At 65.0% G+C, this 20058-nt stretch carries 18 protein-coding genes; 16 read left to right on the forward strand and 2 right to left on the reverse strand.

Features of this window, described 5'->3' with window-relative positions; genetic code table 11:
- The first annotated feature begins 106 nt into the window (after positions 1-106).
- The 10 genes from crtI to ispH all read left to right on the forward strand — a co-directional run bounded on the left by crtI (position 107) and on the right by ispH (position 10636).
- Entirely contained in the window at positions 107-1657 is a 1551-nt protein-coding gene (crtI, locus tag ACD578_RS20180) for a phytoene desaturase family protein (RefSeq protein ID WP_404287921.1), read from the forward strand.
- An 11-nt stretch (positions 1658-1668) separates the two neighbouring features.
- Positions 1669-2073, forward strand: a complete 405-nt coding sequence (locus ACD578_RS20185) for a DUF2141 domain-containing protein (protein WP_404287923.1) — start codon at positions 1669-1671, stop codon at positions 2071-2073.
- A 52-nt stretch (positions 2074-2125) separates the two neighbouring features.
- Complete coding sequence (locus tag ACD578_RS20190; protein ID WP_404287925.1) at positions 2126-3175, forward strand: SAM-dependent methyltransferase; 1050 nt, start codon at positions 2126-2128, stop codon at positions 3173-3175.
- Positions 3176-3256: 81 nt separating this feature from the next.
- Positions 3257-4792 (forward strand): phytoene desaturase family protein, encoded by a 1536-nt coding sequence (locus ACD578_RS20195; RefSeq protein ID WP_162003165.1) that lies wholly within the window; start codon positions 3257-3259, stop codon positions 4790-4792.
- 95 nt (positions 4793-4887) lie between these two features.
- The gene (locus ACD578_RS20200) at positions 4888-5628 is read left to right on the forward strand and encodes a lysophospholipid acyltransferase family protein (RefSeq protein WP_404293961.1); all 741 of its coding nucleotides are present in this window, start codon (positions 4888-4890) and stop codon (positions 5626-5628) included.
- The gene (locus ACD578_RS20205) at positions 5625-6737 is read left to right on the forward strand and encodes a glycosyltransferase (protein ID WP_404287928.1); all 1113 of its coding nucleotides are present in this window, start codon (positions 5625-5627) and stop codon (positions 6735-6737) included. The genes ACD578_RS20200 and ACD578_RS20205 overlap by 4 nt, the downstream gene beginning before the upstream one ends.
- Positions 6734-8392, forward strand: coding sequence for a squalene/phytoene synthase family protein (locus ACD578_RS20210; protein WP_404287930.1), 1659 nt, complete (start codon positions 6734-6736; stop codon positions 8390-8392). Before ACD578_RS20205 ends, ACD578_RS20210 begins: the two co-directional genes overlap by 4 nt.
- Positions 8389-8739, forward strand: coding sequence for an NAD(P)-binding protein (locus tag ACD578_RS20215; RefSeq protein ID WP_404287932.1), 351 nt, complete (start codon positions 8389-8391; stop codon positions 8737-8739). Before ACD578_RS20210 ends, ACD578_RS20215 begins: the two co-directional genes overlap by 4 nt.
- Before the next feature lie 56 nt (positions 8740-8795).
- Entirely contained in the window at positions 8796-9671 is an 876-nt protein-coding gene (locus ACD578_RS20220; RefSeq protein ID WP_404287934.1) for an FAD-dependent oxidoreductase, read from the forward strand.
- A complete protein-coding gene (gene ispH, locus ACD578_RS20225; RefSeq protein ID WP_404287936.1) occupies positions 9668-10636 on the forward strand; it encodes a 4-hydroxy-3-methylbut-2-enyl diphosphate reductase in 969 nt (322 codons plus the stop codon). The genes ACD578_RS20220 and ispH overlap by 4 nt, the downstream gene beginning before the upstream one ends.
- Here the strand turns inward: ispH and ACD578_RS20230 are convergent.
- Positions 10615-12036, reverse strand: a complete 1422-nt coding sequence (locus ACD578_RS20230) for an MATE family efflux transporter (protein ID WP_404287938.1) — start codon at positions 12034-12036, stop codon at positions 10615-10617. The two genes, ispH and ACD578_RS20230, sit on opposite strands and share 22 nt — an antisense overlap.
- Positions 12037-12179: 143 nt before the next feature.
- On the opposite strand from ACD578_RS20230, the gene ACD578_RS20235 reads away from it, so the two are divergent.
- Entirely contained in the window at positions 12180-13157 is a 978-nt protein-coding gene (locus ACD578_RS20235) for an amidoligase family protein (RefSeq protein WP_404287940.1), read from the forward strand.
- On the forward strand, positions 13154-13855 hold the full coding sequence (locus tag ACD578_RS20240; RefSeq protein WP_404287942.1) for a gamma-glutamyl-gamma-aminobutyrate hydrolase family protein: 702 nt from the start codon (positions 13154-13156) through the stop codon (positions 13853-13855). Before ACD578_RS20235 ends, ACD578_RS20240 begins: the two co-directional genes overlap by 4 nt.
- Positions 13856-13968: 113 nt before the next feature.
- Here the strand turns inward: ACD578_RS20240 and ACD578_RS20245 are convergent, their stop codons facing one another.
- Positions 13969-15489, reverse strand: coding sequence for a response regulator (locus tag ACD578_RS20245; protein ID WP_404287944.1), 1521 nt, complete (start codon positions 15487-15489; stop codon positions 13969-13971).
- Between the two features lie 134 nt (positions 15490-15623).
- Between ACD578_RS20245 and ACD578_RS20250 the strand changes: the two genes are divergently transcribed.
- The 4 genes from ACD578_RS20250 (at position 15624) to ACD578_RS20265 (ending at position 20011) form a co-directional block, all read left to right on the forward strand.
- Positions 15624-17879: a glycoside hydrolase family 3 N-terminal domain-containing protein gene (locus ACD578_RS20250; RefSeq protein ID WP_404287946.1), complete on the forward strand. Its 2256-nt coding sequence runs from the start codon at positions 15624-15626 to the stop codon at positions 17877-17879.
- 196 nt (positions 17880-18075) lie between these two features.
- The gene (locus ACD578_RS20255) at positions 18076-18867 is read left to right on the forward strand and encodes a YoaK family protein (protein WP_404287948.1); all 792 of its coding nucleotides are present in this window, start codon (positions 18076-18078) and stop codon (positions 18865-18867) included.
- Between the two features lie 41 nt (positions 18868-18908).
- On the forward strand, positions 18909-19367 hold the full coding sequence (locus ACD578_RS20260; RefSeq protein WP_404287950.1) for an AI-2E family transporter: 459 nt from the start codon (positions 18909-18911) through the stop codon (positions 19365-19367).
- Positions 19364-20011 carry an AI-2E family transporter gene (locus tag ACD578_RS20265; protein ID WP_404287952.1) on the forward strand — a complete coding sequence of 216 codons (648 nt, stop codon included), beginning with the start codon at positions 19364-19366 and terminating at the stop codon, positions 20009-20011. The genes ACD578_RS20260 and ACD578_RS20265 overlap by 4 nt, the downstream gene beginning before the upstream one ends.
- The last annotated feature ends 47 nt before the right edge of the window (positions 20012-20058 follow it).

A 20058-nucleotide genomic window follows, 5' to 3' on the forward strand; every position in this document is an offset into this window, starting at 1 on the left:
AAAAGTTTCACCTTTTCGTGATCCTGCGCCGCGACCTCTGGTCGACCGACAGGTCCGGTCTAGTTCAGACAGCCATTGTTTCACGACAGCTGAGGGCTGCCGGCTCATGCTCGAATCCGCCCGCTTGCCCCAGGTCGCCATCGTTGGCTCCGGGCCGGGAGGCTTGGCCTCCGCCATGCTGCTGGCACGAGAGGGCGTGCCGGTCACCGTGTTCGAACGCGAATCCGCCGTTGGCGGGCGTACCCGGACCATTCACGCGCCCGGAGGCTACAAGTTCGATATCGGCCCAACCTTTTTCCTGTACCCTCGCGTCCTGAAGGACATCTTCGAGGCCTGCGGCGAACGGCTCGAAGATCATGTCGAACTCAAGCGCCTCGACCCGCAATATCACCTCGTCTTCGAGGGCGGCGGCTCCATTCGCGCCACTTACGATCTGGACCGGCTCGAACAGGAAATCGGTCGTCTTGCGCCTGCCGATGCGCGCAACGTGCGCCGGTTTCTCGACGACAACCGCGACAAGCTCGAAGCCTTTCGGCCGGTTCTGGAACAGGCCTTCTCAAGCCCGGCGGATCTCTTCTCCCCGGCGATGCTGGCGGCTCTGCCGAAACTAAGGCCTTTCTCCAGTGTCGACAGCGATCTCAAGCGCTATTTCGCCGATCCGCGTGTGCGCCTCGCGTTTTCGTTTCAGACGAAATATCTCGGCATGTCGCCATTCCAATGTCCGAGCCTGTTCACGATTCTCTCGTTCCTCGAATACGAGCACGGTGTCTTTCATCCCATGGGCGGCTGTGGCGCGGTCTCGGACGCGATGGCGAATGTCGCGCGCAAGATGGGCGTCGACATCCGCTTGAACACGCCGGTGGAGCGCATCGTCTACGAGAACGGCGAAGCGGTCGGAGTCGAGGCGAACGGCGAGTGCTTTGCGGCTGGCTCCGTGGTGGTGAATGGCGATTTCGGCCATGCCATGCGCCGCCTTGTTCCGGAAGCCATGCGGCCACGCTGGAAGAACAAGAAACTCGATCGCGCAAAGATCTCCTGCTCGACCTTCATGCTCTACCTGGGCATCGAAGGCGGTGTCGGCGATCTGGCCCATCACACGATCCTGCTGTCGCGGGATTACGAGCGCAACATCCACGAAGTCACCAACGGGATCCTGCCCGAAGAGCCGTCGGTCTATGTGCAGCATGCCGGTGTAAGCGATCCATCGCTCGCACCCGAAGGCCACACGAGTCTCTATGTGCTCGTCCCTGTGCCGAACCTGCGTTGCGGGATCGATTGGGCGCGCGAGGCGCCGCGCTATCGCAAGCTTGCACTCGAGCGGCTGAAAGTTCTGGGACTCGGCGACATTGAGAACCGCATCCGCTTCGAGCGCGTGGTGACGCCACGCGGCTGGCAGGACGAGTTCGCCGTATTCGAGGGCGCCACCTTCAACCTCGCGCACAATCTCACGCAAATGCTCTATTTCCGGCCGCACAACCGCTTTGGCCGCAACGTCTATCTGGTCGGCGGCGGCACGCACCCCGGCAGCGGGCTGCCCGTGATCTATGAAGGCGCACGCATCACGACGCGCCTGTTGCTGGAGGATCGAGAGCGCCGCAGAGCGGGCCACGCAGAAACGGAACCCGCAATCGCTCCACTCGGCGAAGCGGCCTTGTAAGGGAGAATCGGATGAGGTCTGTTGGACTGACTGCGGTTCTTCTCCTTTCTGTCTCATCCGCTCACGCGGCAACGCTCACGATCCGCGCACAGGGCGTACAGCCGGATCGGAGCATGGTCTATGCCGGGATCTGCGACACGAGCTTCGACGAGGCCACCTGCCCCTACAAGGATCGCGGCCGGGCCACGTCGGGAACGGTCGAGCTGCGCATCCGGAACGTGAAGCCCGGCTCGTATGCCATCGCGGTCTTTCATGACGTGAACGGCAATGGCAAGCTCGACCGAAGCTTCATCGGCCTGCCCAATGAACCTTACGGTTTCTCGAACGATGTGGGCCGCCGTGGCCCTCCGAACTTCGAGGCCGCCCGGATCGTCGTCACGGAGCCCGCGACGACGGTCGTGATCCCGATCCGATAGGGCTGTCATGCTGTGGCGCGCCTATGCTCTCCTGTCTCACGGAGGAGACCGTATGGGGCTTGGCTCCATCGGCCTCAGTTCCTGGCATAGGCCGACGGCCCCGTCGTTCCGGCGGCCGGGCGCAGTGCTGAAAGTTCTTGAGGAAGCCGATTGTGCCATCTGGTCGGCCAGTGCGCTTTCAGCCTGTGCCGAGAGCGGTCTTCTCGGCCATCTCGGCAAGCCGGCAGCGATCGATGAACTGTCACGCGTTGCGTCGCTGCCGTCAGAACTCGTACGAACCTTGATCGACGTTCTCGCAAGTTATGGATTCGTGGTGTGGGAGCAGGATTGCGTTTGCGCAGCCCCTACCCTGATGCCCTTCACCACGCCCGAAGGTGTGCTGACCTTTCGTGCATCCCTTCGGGCTCCTCTCCTGCAAGCCGACAGCTTTCGGCGCAGACTTGCAGACGGCACCCTGACCCTCGACGGCTGGACCCATACGGACGAAGCCATCATCGAGGCCCAAGGCATCCTGACCCGGCTCTGGACGACCCGGGCCCTTCCCAAATTGAAATTCCTGCCGGGCCTCATCCCCCAGCTCGAAAGGCCCGGTGCGAGCCTTCTCGATGTGGGAGCGGGAGCCGCGGGCCTTTCGATTGCGCTCTGCAAGCACTTTCCTCATTTGGCAGCGGTAGCGCTCGAGCCCGCGTTACACCCGGCCGCCATCGGCGACCGCCACGTGCAGGAGGCTGGATTGGCGGCGCGGGTCGTCGTTCGGCGGGAGCGGGTGGAAGATATGACGGATGAGCAGGCATTTGATCTTGCCTTCGTGCCCCAGATGTTCCTGCCCGACGCCATTATCCAGGAGGCGATGAAGCGGATCTTTCGCGCCTTGAGACCCGGGGGCTGGCTTCTCGTCGCCGTTCTGTCCCAGGAGGGGCATGGGACGATCTGCGCGATCAACCGACTGAAGAACCTGCTCTGGGGCGGGAGCATGCGCGACGTGAGCCACCTCAAGCCACGCTTGGCCGCCGCCGGGTTCGTCCCGGTGATCCGTGCGCCCGGTGGGCATTCGCTGCGCATGATCTGCGCCCGCCGCCCAAACCTTCGTGACCCGACTTGAACTGGCCCCTGCCCTTCCTAGAACCAACACGACTGGACGCGGGCCCATGACGGATCGGTTCGTGCCTTGCGGGAGGAATGCGTGAAGGCTCAAGGAACTTCGGTTGCGGTCGTCGGCGGAGGATTGGGCGGATTGGCGGCGGCCTGTGTCGCGGCGGCGCGCGGGCATAAGGTCACTCTCTACGACAAGAATGCCTGGGTCGGCGGCAAGGCGGCTGTTCTGCACGAGGACGGCTTCCGCTTCGATATGGGACCGACGATCCTGACCGTGCCGCGGGTTCTGGAACGCATCTTCACGGAGGCCGGTCGCAACCTCACCGATTATCTCGACCTCGTCCGGCTCGATCCACAATGGCGCTGCTTCTTCGATGACGGCACGCAGATCGATCTGCAGGAAAACATCGACGCCATGGCTGAGACCATGGATCGCTTCGCTCCCGGAAAGAACGCCGGCGACGGATACAAGCGCTTCCAGGAAATCTCCGCTCACCTTCACGACATCTCGAACCGGTTCTTCTTCTGGAAGCCGGTGGAAGATCTCTTCGACACCATCAACATCCGGGCCAACATGAATCCCGCAACCCTGCGGGATGTTTTGTCCCTGCGCATGGGTTCCTCCGTTGCCGGAACCATCCGCTCCAAGGTGAAGGACGAGCGTCTGGCGCAGATGCTCGACCACTTCACGCAATATGTCGGCTCCTCTCCCTACGGCTCGCCCGCCGTGCTCTGCGCCATCGCCCACATGCAGGCGGCCGACGGCGTCTGGTATCCCATGGGCGGCACCCGTGCCGTGGCGGAGGCCCTGGCGAAACTTGCCGCCGAACTTGGCACCACGATCAAGACCGACAGCGATGTTGCATCGCTTAGGATCGAGAACGGCGAAGTCACGGGTCTCGTGCTCGCAACCGGCGATGTCGTGGCCTACGACAACGTCATCTCCAACATGGATTCCGTCCGCACCTATCGCGAGCTCGTCGGCGGCGAGGTGGGCGAGCATTATGCTCGGAAGGATTTCGAGCCCGCCTGCTCCGGCGTGGTGCTCTATCTCGGCTTGAGCAAGCGCTACGACCATATCCTCCATCACGACTTCGTGTTCTCCCGCGATCCGGAGGAAGAGTTCGACTTCATCTACCGACGCGGCGAGCCTGCGCCCGATCCCACCTGCTATCTCGCGGCGCCTGCCGCCACCGATCCGAGCGTCGCGCCGGACGGCGGCGAGGCGCTCTATGTTCTCGTCCACACGCCTTACCTTCGCCCGCACCACGACTGGTCGCAGATGTTCCCTGCCTATCGCCAGGTGATCCTCGACAAGCTGAAACGCACGGCCGGAATGGGCGATATCGAAGAGCGCATCGTCGTCGAACGCCACCTGACGCCGCAGGACATTCACGACCGCTACAAGGTGCTCAACGGCGCCATCTACGGGTTGGCGAGCCACGGCAAGTTCATGGGCGCGTTCAAGCCGGGCAACCGCAGCCGGCAGGTGCGCGGCCTCTATCTCGCCGGCGGCGCGGCCCATCCGGGTCCCGGCATGCCGATGGTCATGATGTCGGGTTGGATCGCCGCCGACGCCCTCGACGCGGATTGCAAGGTCGAGAATCTACGGAACGTGTCTTGAGGCAGGAAGCGAGCACAGAAGCCACAAAGCCCTCGTCTTCTCAGCGCGCGGGAGGCACGCCCGTCGCGCGCCGCTCCGCCCTGCTTCATCGCTTCATGGTCTCGACCTTCCGGCGCTATTTCACCCGCCACATGAATGCCCTGCGGATCGCTCCATGGGGCATGCCGGCCGTGCCCCCGCAGGGTCCTGTCATCATCTATTCCAATCATCCAGCGTGGTGGGATGCGGCTGTCTACATCCTGGTGGCCGATCGCTTCTTTCCCGCTTACGAGAGCTATGCGCCCATCGATGCCGCGATGCTGAAGCAATACGGCATCTTCGGGCGCATCGGGGCCTTCGGCGTCGATCTCGAAAGTCGGCGCGGCGCAGCGGACTTTCTCAAGGTGGGTGCGGAGATACTCTCCGCCCGCAACCGAACACTCTGGATCACCGCGCAGGGCCGCTTCGGCGACGTGCGGGAGCGTCCTCTCGGCCTCAAGCCCGGCGTGGCGCGCCTCGTCGAGAGGGCGCCCGATTGCACCATCCTGCCGCTCGCCGTCGAATACGGCTTCTGGCTGGAGCGCGGGGCGGAAGCCTTCATCGCCTTCGGTGAACCCATGCACGGGCAGGACCTTTTGAACCTCCCGCGTCCTGCTCGCCTGGAGCGGCTTGAGAACGAGTTGACCGCAACTCTCGATCACTTGAGTGCCGATGTGCAGAGTCGCGACCCGGCCCGTTTCCGGGTCGTCCTCGAAGGGCGCGCCGGCGTCGGAGGATTCTACGACGGATGGCGGCGAATGGCGGCGGCCTTGCGCGGGCGCACCTTCGACCCGTCCCATGAGGGGCGTCCCTCATGATAATAGTTGGCTTTATCCTGTTTGCGCTGGCAGCCATCCCGTTCGTGCTCACCCTCATGAATCTGAGCATCTTAAGCGCAACGCCCCGCCACGCGCCGCAAGGACACGTCCTCGTCTCGATCCTCATCCCGGCGCGCAACGAGGCGAAGAATATAGGCCCCGCTCTCGATGCGGCTCTCGGCAGCATGGGCGTGCCGGTCGAAATCCTGGTCATGGACGACGGGTCGACGGATGCAACGCCCGACATCGTGCGCGCCTATGCGGCGCGCGACACCCGTGTGCGCCTCCTCACCGCACCGCCTCTGGAGGAAGGATGGACCGGCAAGATCCATGCCTGCCACCATCTCTCGGAAGCCGCTCGTGGCACGCATTTTCTGTTTGTGGATGCCGACGTGCGCTTAGGCTCCGATGCGGCGGCTTTGCTGGCAGGCCATGCGCAGGCCACCGATTCCGGACTTGTCAGCGCCGTGCCGCGCCAGATCATGATCACTCTCGGCGAACTATTGACGGTGCCGACCATCAACCTGCTTCTGCTCGGCTATCTGCCCATGGGCTTCATGCGCCTCTCGCGCGACCCTGGTCTGGGCGCCGCCTGCGGCCAGCTCATGCTCGTCGAGCGCGAAGCCTATCGCGCGAGCGGCGGACACGCGGCAATCCGCTCTCGGATTCACGACGGTATCCAGCTGGCGCGGCTCTTGCGCCGCAAGGGGATCATGACGGATCTGGTGCCCGGACAGCGCCTCGCTACCTGCCGGATGTATGCAGGCTTCGACGAAGCCTGGGCCGGCTTTGCCAAGAACGCCCATGAAGGGATGGCGACGCCGGTCGCCCTGCCGATCTGGACCGTGCTGCTGTTCGGTGGCCATGTTCTGCCGTTCATGCTTCTACCGTTTGTCCCGATCCTTCCGCTCGCCTGCGCGGCCCTTCTCTCGCTTGTCACGCGTACTCTCGTGACCGTCGCGATGCGGGAGAATCCCTGGTCCATTCCCTTGCATCCTTTCACGACTCTCGTCGGCCTCGCGATCCAGTGGAGCGTGCTCTTGCGGATCGGCAATGCGCGCCGCGCCGGGTGGAAAGGCAGGCTTTATCCTGTGGGGGAGAAGTCATGAGCGCCGGTGCCGGGCAACCCTCGAAGCGGCCGCGGGACGAGAACTTTCCGGTGGCTTCCCTCGTGCTCTCTCCCCAGCATCGCGACGCGGTTCTGGCCTTTTATGATTTTGCCCGCATGGCGGATGATATCGCCGACGCGCCCGACCTCGCGGCTGCCGAGAAGCTGATGCGTCTCGATGCTCTCGAACGGGCGCTCGTTTCCGGCGATCGGGCGTTTCCCCAGGCCGCGCGCCTGCATGCTATCGACAAGCAGCACAAGACCGGTCTGATCCAAGCCCGCGATCTGCTGCGGGCCTTTCGTCAGGATGTGGTCAAGGCCCGCTACAACGATTGGGCAGAACTGATCGATTATTGCCGCTTCTCCGCCAATCCGGTCGGCCGTTTCCTGCTGATCCTTCACGGTGAGCGCGATTCGGCTCAGGGGCCGGCGGATGCCCTCTGCACGGCGCTCCAGATCCTCAACCATCTGCAGGATTGCGGCGAGGATCGTGAGCAGATGGGGCGTATCTACATCCCGATCCGGTGGATGCTGGCAGCGGGCTCCGAGACGGCTTTCTTCGATCCATTGCACACGGCGATCCGCCGCGATGTCTTCGATGCCATGCTCGACCGGGTCGACTCGTTGATCGATCAGGCGCAATCCCTGCCGGAGCATCTGCAGAACAAGCGCCTGCGGGCCCAGAGCATCGCGACCATCGTTCTCGCCCGACGCCTGAGCCAGCGCCTGCGCCACACGGATCCGATTCTCGCGCGTGTGCAGGTGACCAAGGCCGATGCTTGCATGGCGTTCCTGCGTGGCCTTCGCGCCACAATTCAAAAGCCTCCTCCCAGAGACAGTCACGTGACGGCGGCAGTGGTGCGGCGCTCGGGCTCGTCCTTCCGTCTCGGCATGCAGAGTCTCGGTCCGGAGCGCCGCCGCGCGATTCATGCGGTCTATGCCTTCTGCCGCGTGGTGGACGATATCGCCGACGGCGCGGCTCCTGCTTCCGAAAAGCGTGTCTTCCTGCGCGAGTGGCGGCGCGAGCTCGACCGGCTGCACCGTGCTCCGGGAACGCCCATCGGACGGGAGCTCGCTCGCTCCTCGACACTCTTCAAGCTGCCTCTGGAGGAATGCCACGCCCTGCTCGACGGCATGGAGACGGACAGTGCCGAGCGCGTGCGCCTGGCCGACGATTATGAGCTTGGTCTCTATGGGCGCCGTGTCGCCGGCTCGGTCGGCGCCCTCTCGATCCGCATCTTCGGAGCGCCTTCGGCCCATGACTTCGCGCTCCATCTCGGACGCACCCTGCAGCTCGTGAATATTTTGCGCGATGTGGACGAGGATGCCTCTTGCGAGCGCGTCTACGTCCCCCTCTCACGGCTCGCTCAGCTGGGATTGCGCGATGCACCGGCCGCGACCCTCGTGGCCGATCCGCGTTTTGCACGCGTCTGCGAAAGCCTGGCCGATGAAGCGCGTTCCGGTTTTGAGGTGGCGGATGCGGCCCTGATGCATCTTGATCGCAGGGCGCTGAAACCGGCGATCCTGATGATGGAGAATTACCGCCGTGTGCTCGACCGGCTGCAGGCGCGCGGCTGGGGCAAGCGCGAGGGCAGATTGCGCTTGAGCACCGCCGACCGGCTGCATCTCATCACCCGCGCCATGAGGCCCGCATGACAAGGCGCACCCATATCGTCGGAGCGGGCATTGCGGGCCTGAGCGCGGCGCTCGCCGTGACGGCCGATGGCAACGACGCTGTCGTCTACGAGGCGGCACCGCAGCCGGGCGGACGCTGCCGGACGCTCCAGCCGGTCGATGGCTTCATCCATGACAACGGCACCCACGTGCTGTTCACGGCCAATGCGCACGCAATCAACCTCCTCAAAGCCATCGGCGCCCGTGGCCGTTGGTTCGAGCCCGAGCCCCAGGGGCTCCCGCTCTATGATGGACGGACGGGAGAGATGCAGCACGTGGGCCTCTCCCCTGGTCATGGCTTCTCCCCTCGCGCCGTCCGCAGGGACTGACCCTGCCCGATCTCGCGCGCATCCTGCGCCTTGTCTTTACTGTGAAGGATCGTCCGGTGGCTTCCCTCATCGGCAACCGTCCGATCATGGACAGCTTGATCGAGCCTTTGACGGTGGCGGTGCTCAACACCGCAGCCGCGCAGGCTTCCTCGCAGCGGCTCGCCTGCGCCCTTCGGAAGCTCCTCCGGCCAGGCGCCGGACGGCTCCTGGTGGCGAGAAACGGCTTGAGCGAAGACCTGATCGAGCCGGCGGTTGCGACCCTTGAGGCGAGAGGCGCATCCATTGTCACCGGACAGCGCCTGCGCATGCTTCTGACTAGCCATGAGCGCGTGATCGGGCTGGCGCTGACGGACCGTACCGTGATGCTCGGTCCCGACGACCGGGTCATCCTGGCGCTTCCGCCCTATGAGGTGGAGCGGCTCTTGCCGGCACTTCCTGTGCCGACCTCCTTCGAGCCCATCCTCAACGTTCACTATCGCATGCCAGGTTTGGCAAACCCGCGCTTCATCGGCTTCACGGGCACGCTTGCGCAGTGGGCGCTGATCCGCCCCAACCATGTGAGCGTCACCGTCTCGGCCGCCGATGCGGTCGTCGATCAGAACGCATCCGATGTAGCAGAGCGGATCTGGCGCGAAGTCGTGCCGGCTCTGCGCGGCCTTGGGCTCGATGCGACAAGCGGCCGCCAACCCGAAACCCGGGTGGTGAAGGAGAAGCGCGCGACGATCCGACAAGCGGCGGAGATTCTCCCGCAGCCGCCCCTGCAGCCTCTCGCAAATCTTGCTCTGGCGGGCGACTGGCTCGGCTCCCAGCCCGCCACCATCGAGAGCGCCGTCATGGCTGGCGAGCAGGCCGCTTTCATCCTGCGCCATGCCCGCGGCACCCGCCCTCTCACTCCGCGCGACCGCCCCTTGAAGACGGAGGATGCGGCATGATCCAGGACCACCCGCCGCTCACCGTGCTGCTCGCGGCGCCACGCAGCTTCTGCGCGGGCGTCGAGCGCGCCATCCGCGCCGTGGAGGACGCCCTCGAGCGGACGGGCAAGCCCGTCTATGTGCGCCACGAGATCGTGCATAACGGCCGCGTGGTGGAAGAGCTCAAGCGCAAGGGCGCGATCTTCGTCGAGGACATTGCCGAAATTCCGGACGGTGCCGTGGCCATCTTCAGCGCGCATGGCGTTCCGCGCACGGTGGAGCGGGAAGCGGCGGGACGCGGGCTCTCCGTGCTCGATGCCACCTGTCCGCTCGTGCGCCGCGTTCACCTCGAAGGGCAACGCCATGCCAAGGCGGGGCGCGAGGTCATCGTCATCGGCCATCGCGGCCATGTGGAGATCGAAGGAACGACCGGACAGATCGACGGCATCGTCCATGTGATCGAAAGCGTCGCGGAAGCCCTGAGCCTGCCGATCGGCCACCCGGAGCGCATCGCCTACATCACCCAGACGACGCTCTCCGTAGACGACACGCGGGAGATCATCGCAGTCTTGAAGAAGCGCTTTCCGGAGATCCAGGGACCCGACGTCAAGACGATCTGCTACGCCACGCAGAACCGGCAGATGGCGGTCCGCGTGATCGCGAAGCGCGCGGAGCGGATCATCGTGTGCGGCGCGCGCAATTCATCGAACACGAATCGCCTGTGCGAGGTGGCCGTCAACGAAGGTCGCCAGGCCCTCCTCATGCAGGATCCGAAGGACCTGACGCTCTCCTTCATCGACGGCGCCGCCGTGATCGGCCTCACCGCGGGCGCCTCCGCGCCCGAAGATCTGGTGCAGGATGCCTTGGCCCAGCTCGCGCAATGGCGGCGGCTCACGGTGGAAGAGGTCCGCGTGACCCGTGAGGACGCGCAGTTCGCGCCCGTCGATCTGTCGCGTCTGGTATCTCAGCTTGCAAATGCTTCCTGAACGTCGCGTGGGGTCGCCGTGACCAGCCCCAGCCTGTCGCGACGGAGCCAGCGCCACAGCATCAGCAAGGCCACCACCGCAAGAGCAGTGGCGAGCCCGATCCAGATGCCGACGCCGCGGAGATTCGTGCCGAAGGCCAGGATGGCGCCGAGCGGAAGGCCGATCCCCCAGTAGCCAAGCGCCGCATAGAGCATCGGAACGCGGGTATCCTGCAATCCGCGCAGCATCCCGGCTCCGACGGCCTGAGCGCCGTCAGCCAATTGGAAGATGGCAGCGAGCACCAGGAACGAGCGCGCCAGATCGAGGACGAGTGCGTTCTTGGGATCGCTCACGTCGAGAAATGCGCCGATCAGGAAATGGGGCGCAAACAGCATGAGCGATGCCGTCACGGTCATGAAGCCGGTGCCCAGCGCGAACGAGGTCCAGCCGGCGCGGGTGACACCCGCCGCATCCCTCGCGCCATAGGCCCGGCCCACGCGCACCGTCACGGCCTGCCCGATGCCCAGGGGGACGGAGAAGCAGAAGGACGCGATCTGCAGGGCTATCGCATGAGCCGCCAGTTCGCTCGCGCCGATCCGGCCCATCAGCATGGCGGCCGCATTGAAGATCGTCACCTCGAAGGTCAGCGTCAGACCGATGGGGAGGCCGATCTGCCAGAGGGTGCGATAGCGCGGCCAGTCGGCTCGCCAGAAGCGCCCGAAGATGTGGTAGCGCTTAAGCCTGGGATGAAAGGCGATCACCAGGGCGAGCGCAACGAACATGAAAGTGCTTGAGAGCACCGTCCCGAGCCCAGCCCCGACCAGCCCCAGGGCCGGCAGGCCGAAGGAACCGAACATCAGAGCATAGGCGGCGCCGAAATTGACCGGAATGGCGAGCAGACCGATGAACAGGGCCCAGCCTGGGCGCTCCAGGGCCGCCAGGAACGAGCGCAGCACCAGGAAGAGCAGAAACGGCAGAAGGCTCCACTGCAGCGCGCGCATGTACGCGCCGGCATTATGAGCGAGTCCGGGCTCCTGCCCGATGACCAGCAGGATTCTTTCTCCGTTCCAGGCCACGATCCAGATCGGGATGGCGACGGTGACCGCGGCCCAGAGGCCCTGGCGCACCGTGCGCCGGACCTCGCGCACGGAATGGCGCTTGCGGCCAAGCTCCTCGGCGATCATCGGCGAGGTCGCGTTGATCAAGCCGATCCCGAAGATCAGGAAGGCGAAATAAAGATTGGTGCCGAGCGCACCCGCCGCCAGTGCCTCCGACCCCATCCAGCCCATCAGGATGACGTCGGATGTGATCAGGGCGTTCTGGGCGATGGTTGCAAGAACCAGGGGCCAGCCGAGGGCCAGCGTCGCACGCACCTCCGCCATCCAGGCGGCGCGCTCGAGGGTCGATTCTCTGGAAATCATGATGGTGGCCTTGTAGCCAACCCGAAGTCGGAAAGCCACACCTGCAGGGGCACGAGGATCTCTCCTTGAACGAAGGAACCTGAGCGGAAGCGCACCCGTTCATCCCATTGCTCATGTTTTCGTCTTGTTTTCCGGAGCTTTCGATGGCGCAGCCTGCGCTCTCAACCGAGATCGAGTTCGCCCTGCCGCCCGTCGTGCATAACGAGCAGGGGCAGGTGCGCACGGTCGGAATCGAGATCGAGTTCGTCGGTCCCTCCGCCGAGAGGACCGTGCAGGCTTTGCAGGAAGCGCTCGGCGGCCGGCTCGTCGAGGAGGATCCGCATGCCTTCGCGTTGAAGGAATCAGCCATCGGCGATCTGACGGTCGAGCTCGACAGCCGGATCCTGCATCCGGGCAAGCAGGCCGGAACGCAAAGAGGCGTCCTGCCCAAGATCGCCGCCCTTTTCGGCTTCGCGGCCCGCTATCTCGTTCCGTGCGAACTCGTGACGGCGCCGATCCCCGTGGATCGACTGCAGGAGCTCAATCGCATCCTGACGATCCTGCGCGGGGCTGGCGCCAAGGGCACGCAGGATGCGCCCTTCTATGCCTTCGGCCTGCATTTCAACCCGGAGATCCCGCGCCAGGATGCGGCGACAGTCACGGCCTTCATGAAGAGCTTCGCCCTGCTCAATCCATGGCTCCGGCGCGAGGCCTCGCCGGATGCCACCCGCAATCTTCTGGGCTTTGCCGATCCATTTCCGGCCGAGTACGTCCGCAGGATCGCCGATCCGGATTACCGGCCGGACATTCCCACCTTCATCGACGATTATCTCGCCTTCAATGCGACCCGGAACCGGGACCTCGATCTCCTGCCGCTCCTGCATCATTTCGATGCCCAGCGGGTGCGTGCCGTTCTGCCGAACGAGAAGATCAACGGCCGACCCACCTTCCATTACCGCCTGCCCGATGCGCGGGTGAGCGATCCCGGCTGGAGCATCGCACCGGACTGGAACCGCTGGGTCTGCGTCGAGCGGCTGGCGAGCGACCGCGAGAGATTGGATGCCGTCGGCTCCACCTATCTGTCATTCGAAGGGGAGGACAAGAGCTGGGCCAACGTGGTGGAGCAGATCGTACGGTCATGACGAGCCCCCTGATCGGCGTCACCACATCCCGGCATGGCGGATGGCGCAGCTACCTCATGCACCGGTTGGCGCTTTATCGGGCGGGGGCGCGCTCCGTTCGCCTCATGCCCGGTCATCCGCTGCCGACAGAGCCGCTGCAGGGCCTCGTGATCGGCGGTGGCGACGATATCGGCGCGGAAATCTATGGCGGAAAGGTCCTGCCCGATGTGCGCATCGATCCCGAACGCGACAAGCTGGAGCTCGGTCTTTTGAAGGCGGCTCTCCCGGCGGGGCTGCCGATCCTCGGAATCTGCCGCGGATCGCAGATGATCAACGTGGCGCTCGGCGGCACGCTGCACACGGACATCTACGAGGTCTACGTTCAGGCGCCGAAGATGCGCACGGTTCTGCCGCGCAAGACGGTGACCGTCGAGTACGGCTCCCGGTTGGACCGCATCCTGAGCTGCAATCCCTGCCTGGTGAATGCGCTGCATCACCAATCCGTCGACCGGCTTGGGCAGGGATTGAAGATTGCCGCCCGCGACGAGAGCGGCATCGTGCAGGCCATCGAGAGCGAGAGCGCGCTGTTCCTGCTCGGCGTCCAATGGCATCCGGAGCTTCTGGTCTGGAAGAAGCCGCAGCAGCGGCTGTTTGCAGCTCTGGCCGAAGCGGCGCGCGAGGCGACAGCCCCACTCTCGGCAACAGCGCTTGCTGGGTAGATCAGCGCATCGTGCGCAAAAATGGACCGGTTTTCCGCTCGACCGATGCGCCAGCATAAAGACCAGCGATCGAATGGAGCCCGAAAGGGGTGTCCGCTTTCGGAGCCGACGCTCTAGCGAGCCCGCCTCGATGCGCGCGGGAACAGCGGGATGACCTTGTTGTCGCTCCGCGCGTTCAGGTGCCGCTGGATCGCAACGTGCAGGTCACGGCTGACGATGGGCTTCTGGAGCAGCGGGAACTCGCTGTCCTCGCCGGCGACGACGGGATTGCCGGTGATCAAAAGCACGGGCAGGCTCGGGAAGACCTGCCGCACTTCGCGCGCCAGCATGACCCCGCTCATCGTCCCGGGCATGGCGACGTCGGCCAGCACGAGCGCGGGCCTGCGCGTGCTCAAGGCTTTCACGGCCTGTGCCGCGTCGGTCGCGATGCTGGTCACGTAGCCGAATTCTTCCAGGGTCGATTGCAGCGCGAGCGCGACCTCGAGCTCGTCATCCACCACGAGGATTTCCGTGTGGTTCTGTACGCCCTCGTCCAGCGCGTCATCCTCGCTCAGCAGACCGATCGGCAACAGGGTCGCCGCATCGGTGCGGGGGATGTAGAGGATGATGGAGGTTCCACCTCCATCCCGGCGCACTTCCGAGGCACCGCCGAGACCCTGCAGGAAGTGCAGGCCCTGGCGCAGGGACAACCAGGATGACAGATCGAGATCCCGCAAGGCGAAGGCGTGTTCCAGCTCGGTCTCCGGAGCCTGGCGCCCTTCGAAGTCAGGACCGGCGCTGCGGATGGTGAGCTGCACGAAGTCCCCCTCGCGCGTCAGGTCGGGCAGCGAACCTTTTTCGACCTGCACGTTCCGGGCCTCGAGCGTGATGGTGCCTCCCTGAGGCAACGCATCCCGAACATGGGCGCTCAGGGTCACGATGGCCGTTTGGATGTCGTCGGGATTGGCCTCGATGGACCAGAGATCCTCCGCGAGAGAGACGCGCAGTTCGACCGTGTCGCGCAAAAGCGAGCGGCTCATCAGATCGGCCACCGAGCTCACCTGTTCTGCAATGTTCACATATTGCAGCTTCGATTCGCCCTGCCGGGCGAAGGCCGTCGATTGGGCAATGAGCTTGGCGGCCTGATCGGAGGCCACGAGGGCCGAGAGCAGCTTGCGCTGCAGGATCGGCTGATCCTTCAGCTGGCGTGCTGCCGCATCGATATTGGCGCTGATCACCATGAGCCGGTTGTTGAGGTCGTGTGTGATGCCGTCCCGCAACCGGTCGACGGCCTGCGCCTTCTGAATGCGGCGCAGGGCATCGTCCTCGTCAGGTGCAGGTGTTTCCTCGAACGCGGAGAATTCAGCGAAGGAGAGGGATGCATCAGCGGACGGCTGGAAGGGAGCGGCCGTCACGTCTTCGAACACGGACAACTCGTCGGATGCGCCGTCATCCCTGTCCCGGAGAGCCTGCCTGATCTGCCGTCCGATCAGCAGGGGAGCCCCGGCGGCGAGCAGCAGAAAAAGCCCCATTGCGGCAGCAACGAGAGCCGGATTCCTGACATAGGCGGCAACCGCCAGCGCGAAACCCGACATCATCAGGGCGCAGGACAGGCTCAGCAGAGACAGCTTCAACGAGACAGGCAGCAGATGCATAACGCTTTTCTAAAATATGATTGACCTGACGGCCCCCAGACGCCACTTGCACAACTTATCTTGTGTAGCACGAGCGGGCGGCAAGCGAGGGCGCCCTCGCGATAAAGTGTTATTGTTCCATGAAGGAGATAATTGTGCGGCTTTCTGATGTCCCTGGCTTGACGCAAATGGCGCTTGCGCTGGCTTTGACGGCCTCGTTCCTCCCGGCGGCAGGCGCCCAGGAAGCCAGTGGGCAAGCCATCGAGCGCCGTGTGAACGAGCTTCTCGGGCAGATGACCCTGGAAGAGAAGGTCGGCCAGCTGAATCTTGTCTCCCACGGTCCGCCGCTGCGTTGGGAAGACATCTCCGAGGGGAAGGCCGGGGCCCTCCTGAACTTCAACAGCGCTCAGGATGTGGCACGCGCCCAGGCTCTGGCGCGCCAGAGCCGCCTCAAGATCCCGCCGCTCTTCGGGCTCGACGTCCTGCACGGCTTTCGCACCCAGTTTCCGTTGCCGCTGGGCGAGGCTGCAGCGTTCAGCCCACGCGTTTCCCGCCTCGCCTCCGAATGGGCCGCGAAGGAAGCGGCCTATGTCGGCGTGAACTGGACCTTCGCGCCCATGGCCGACCTGTCGCGCGACAGCCGCTGGGGCCGCATCGTCGAGGGCTTCGGCGAAGATCCCACGCTGGGTGCCGCCGTCACGGCGGCCCGCGTGGAAGGCTTCCGCAAGGGCGGTCTCGCCGCAGCTGCCAAGCATTTCGCAGGCTATGGCGCTCCGCAGGGTGGGCGTGATTACGACACCACCTACATTCCGCGTGCGGAGATGTACGACACCTATCTGCCGCCGTTCCGGGCAGCGGTGGAAGCGGGCACGGCGAGCTTCATGGCTGCCTTCAACGCCTTGAACGGCGAGCCCTCGACGGCAAACCCGTGGCTGCTGACGGATGTGCTGCGCACCCAATGGGGCTTCGACGGCTTCGTCACCTCCGATTGGGTCGGCATCGGCGAACTCATCAACCACGGCATCGCGGCGGATGGCGCGGAAGCTGCCCGCAAGGCGATCCTCGCCGGCGTCGATATGGACATGATGGGCCAGCTCTACATCAAGCACCTGCCTGACGAAGTGCGTGCAGGCCGGGTGCCGGAGAGCGTGATCGACGAATCCGTGCGGCGCGTGCTGCGCACCAAATTCCGCATGGGACTCTTCGACCGCCCTGACATCGACCCGTCCCGTCTCGATACGGCCTTCCCGTCGCCGGAATCACGCCAAGTGGCCCGCGAAGTCGCCCGTGAAACCTTCGTGCTGCTGCAGAACCGCGACAATGTGCTGCCGGTGCCCTCGAGCGTCCGCTCCATCGCCGTCGTCGGCCCCCTGGCCGATGCGCCTCACGACCAGATGGGCCCTCACGCGGCCCGCGGTCACAAGGAGGACAGCGTCACGATTCTCGAAGGCATCCGCCGCCGCGCCCAACCGGCGGGACTTTCGGTGCGCCATGCCCCGGCGTGCGACCTGTTCTGCCGCAACACGGACGGGCTGCCCGCAGCGCTCGAGGCGGCAAGGCAATCGGATTTCGTCATCGCCGTCTTCGGCGAGCCGCAGGAATTGTCCGGCGAGGCCGCCTCCCGCGCCCATATGGAGCTCAGCGGCAAGCAGATCGAGGTGCTGGAGGAACTCGCCAAGACCGGCAAGCCCATAGCCCTTGTCATCATGGGCGGCCGCCCGCAGATTCTCGGCCCGGTGGCGGAGCGCATTCCATCGATCCTGATGGCCTGGTATCCGGGGACGGAAACCGGCCCAGCGGTGGCCGATGTGCTGTTCGGCGACGTGAGCCCGAGCGGGAAGCTGCCGGTCACGTGGCCCCGCGCCACGGGCCAGCTGCCGCTCTACTACAACCGTCTTCCCACCGGACGTCCGACCCTGCCCAACAACCGCTTCACCCTGAACTACATCGACGAGGCGATCACGCCGCTCTACCCCTTCGGCTGGGGCCTGAGCTACACGCAATTCGCCTATTCCGATGTGAGGATGGGCCAGAAGCAGCTCGACGAGGGCCAGATTCTGGAGGTCTCGGTCGGCGTGAAGAACACGGGCGCGCGGGAAGGCCAGGAGGTCGTGCAGCTCTACACCCGCGACCCGGTGGCAAGCCGCAGCCGGCCGCTGCGCGAACTGAAGGCCTTCGAGAAGATCGCGCTCAAGCCTGGCGAGACGAAGCAGGTCACGCTGCGCGTGCCCGTCGAGTCCCTCGGTTTCCATCTCGATGACGGCACCTATCTCGTCGAGGCTGGCACCATTCAGGTCTTCGTCGGCGGCTCGTCGCTCGCCGATCCCGTCGGCGAGGCCGAGATCCTCAAGACCTTCCGCGTCCCGCCCATGGAGCGACGCGCCTCGGCCTCGACCAGCGTTGCGCAATAAGGATGGAATCGGGCTGCCCGGCCGCCGCGGCCGGGCAGCCTTCGATTTGATGGATCCATGGAGCGACCGGCGCTGAAGCGTCGGACCCGAAGATGGATCTGCACTATTGGGTCCGATGCTCAATTCCTTCACTTGCGCATCGTTCGGGGCGAATAACCGGGTCCACTTTTCCGCACGATGCGCTAGGCTGATCGCAATGAGCGCCCAGTCGACGAAACCGGAGACTCGCGACTTCACCATCCGAGCGGTGAAGGCCATCGCGGCCTTCGAGCGGACGAACGTTGCGGACACGCTCCTGGGCATGGCCCTTACCTTCGTGGCCGGCGCCATCAATGCCGGCGGCTTCCTCGCCGTCGGCCAGTACACGTCGCATATGTCCGGCATTTTTTCATCGATGGCCGACAGCCTGGCTCTGGGCTCCCTCGGCCTTGCGGGCTTAGCGCTTTTAGCCTTCCTGCTCTTCGTCATGGGCGCGGCCTGTTCGGCCATGCTGATCAACTGGGGCCGACGGCATCACCTGGGCAGCCGCTACGCCATGCCGCTGATGCTTGAAGCCTTCCTGCTTCTCGGTTTCGGCATTCTGGGCTGGATCGCCCATCCGTCGCCGGACTTCGTTGCCGTCGCGGTGCCCCTGCTCTGCTTCATCATGGGTCTGCAGAACGCCACCGTCACGAAAATCTCGGGTGCGCGCATGCGCACCACCCATGTGACCGGCATCATCACCGATATCGGAATCGAGCTCGGCAAGCTGCTCTACTGGAACCGGAATGTTCACAATCCGGATCGCATCCTGGCGGACCGCGGCAAGCTGTGCCTGCTCGTCCTGCTGCTCGCCTCCTTCTTCATCGGCGGCGTCATCGGCGCCATCGGGTTCAGCCAAATCGGCTTCCTGTTCGCGCTTCCCTTCGCGCTCCTCCTGCTCCTGCTTGCCGGGCCGCCTCTCGCCGAAGATGCCGCGACCCTGGCCCGGAAAATGGCAAAGCGCTGACCCACTATTGGCCAGCGTCAGGCGGAGCCTAGATTCCGCCCATGCCCGAAAAAACCGCGGCCTCTTTTCCCCAGCAATCCGACGGTGATGCCCCCGATGCCCGTGGCCGGCGGGTGACGCGCCTGATCGGCGCGGCCGTGCTCCTGGGGCTCACTCTCTGGATGATCCGCTCCTATCTCACCACCCTCGGCTGGGCGGGGATCATCGCCATCAGCGTCTGGCCGCTTTATCGCCGGATCCAGGCTCGCCTGGGGGGCTCGCGCATCGCCGCCCCCCTGCTTGTGACAATCAGTCTTGCCGTTCTCCTTCTCGTGCCGATCGCTCTTGCGCTGACCGAGATCGGCCGCGAAAGCCAGTTCATCATGCAGTGGCTGACGCGGCTGCAGCAGAACGGCATGCCCGTGCCGGAATGGATCCATCGCCTGCCGCTCGTCGGCCAGCATTTCGACGCCTGGTGGCAGGCGCATCTGGGGGGCCGCAATCCGCCGAGCAGCTTTTGAACGGCATCGACAGCCAGACCCTGACCGAATGGTCGAAAACCCTCGGCGGCGCCCTGGTTTCGCGCCTTCTTCATACCTTCCTGACGTTCCTGGCCCTCTTCATTCTCCTGCGTAATGGCAACGAGATCGGCCAGCACGTGCTGGCCGCCACCGATCGCTGGTTCGGCAGGCCGGGCGAACGCCTGGCGGAGAGCATGGCGTCCGCCGTACGGGGGACGGTGAATGGAACGATCCTCGTGGCCGTGGGCGAAGGCATCCTGATCGGCATCGGCTTCATGCTCGCCGGCGTGCCGAACGCGGCTCTGTTCGCGGTTCTCACCACCGCTTTCGCGATGCTGCCCTTGGGCGCCTGGCTCGCCTTCGGCACCGCGGCCATCGTGCTGATCCTCGCCGGCGGTTCCATCCTGGCCGCCGCCGCCGTGGCGGGATGGGGGGCCGTCGTCATGCTGATCGGCGACAACTTCGTCCAGCCGGCCCTGATCGGCGGAGCAGTCCGCCTTCCCTTCCTGTGGACTCTTTTCGGCATTCTCGGCGGCCTCGAGACCTTCGGCCTGATCGGTCTCTTTCTCGGCCCGGTCCTCATGGCCGCTCTCCTGACGATCTGGCGCCAGCAGAGCGGGCCCGCCCCGGACCAGCCATCCTGAGGAAGGCCGGCTGTCATGAGGAACATCCGTGAAGGCTTGACGGTTCT

It is taken from the genome of Microvirga sp. RSM25 (assembly GCF_044784385.1).
In the GTDB taxonomy this organism is placed as follows: domain Bacteria; phylum Pseudomonadota; class Alphaproteobacteria; order Rhizobiales; family Beijerinckiaceae; genus Microvirga; species Microvirga tunisiensis.

Bases quoted from the DNA above. Each gene is read 5' to 3' on its own strand.
- crtI (WP_404287921.1), top strand. From the start codon at position 107: ATGCTCGAATCCGCCCGCTTGCCCCAGGTCGCCATCGTTGGCTCCGGG.
- ACD578_RS20185 (WP_404287923.1), top strand. From the start codon at position 1,669: ATGAGGTCTGTTGGACTGACTGCGGTTCTTCTCCTTTCTGTCTCATCC.
- ACD578_RS20190 (WP_404287925.1), top strand. From the start codon at position 2,126: ATGGGGCTTGGCTCCATCGGCCTCAGTTCCTGGCATAGGCCGACGGCC.
- ACD578_RS20200 (WP_404293961.1), top strand. From the start codon at position 4,888: ATGGTCTCGACCTTCCGGCGCTATTTCACCCGCCACATGAATGCCCTG.
- ACD578_RS20205 (WP_404287928.1), top strand. From the start codon at position 5,625: ATGATAATAGTTGGCTTTATCCTGTTTGCGCTGGCAGCCATCCCGTTC.
- ACD578_RS20210 (WP_404287930.1), top strand. From the start codon at position 6,734: ATGAGCGCCGGTGCCGGGCAACCCTCGAAGCGGCCGCGGGACGAGAAC.
- ACD578_RS20215 (WP_404287932.1), top strand. From the start codon at position 8,389: ATGACAAGGCGCACCCATATCGTCGGAGCGGGCATTGCGGGCCTGAGC.
- ispH (WP_404287936.1), top strand. From the start codon at position 9,668: ATGATCCAGGACCACCCGCCGCTCACCGTGCTGCTCGCGGCGCCACGC.
- ACD578_RS20230 (WP_404287938.1), bottom strand. From the start codon at position 12,036: ATGATTTCCAGAGAATCGACCCTCGAGCGCGCCGCCTGGATGGCGGAG.
- ACD578_RS20235 (WP_404287940.1), top strand. From the start codon at position 12,180: ATGGCGCAGCCTGCGCTCTCAACCGAGATCGAGTTCGCCCTGCCGCCC.
- ACD578_RS20240 (WP_404287942.1), top strand. From the start codon at position 13,154: ATGACGAGCCCCCTGATCGGCGTCACCACATCCCGGCATGGCGGATGG.
- ACD578_RS20245 (WP_404287944.1), bottom strand. From the start codon at position 15,489: ATGCATCTGCTGCCTGTCTCGTTGAAGCTGTCTCTGCTGAGCCTGTCC.
- ACD578_RS20255 (WP_404287948.1), top strand. From the start codon at position 18,076: ATGAGCGCCCAGTCGACGAAACCGGAGACTCGCGACTTCACCATCCGA.
- ACD578_RS20260 (WP_404287950.1), top strand. From the start codon at position 18,909: ATGCCCGAAAAAACCGCGGCCTCTTTTCCCCAGCAATCCGACGGTGAT.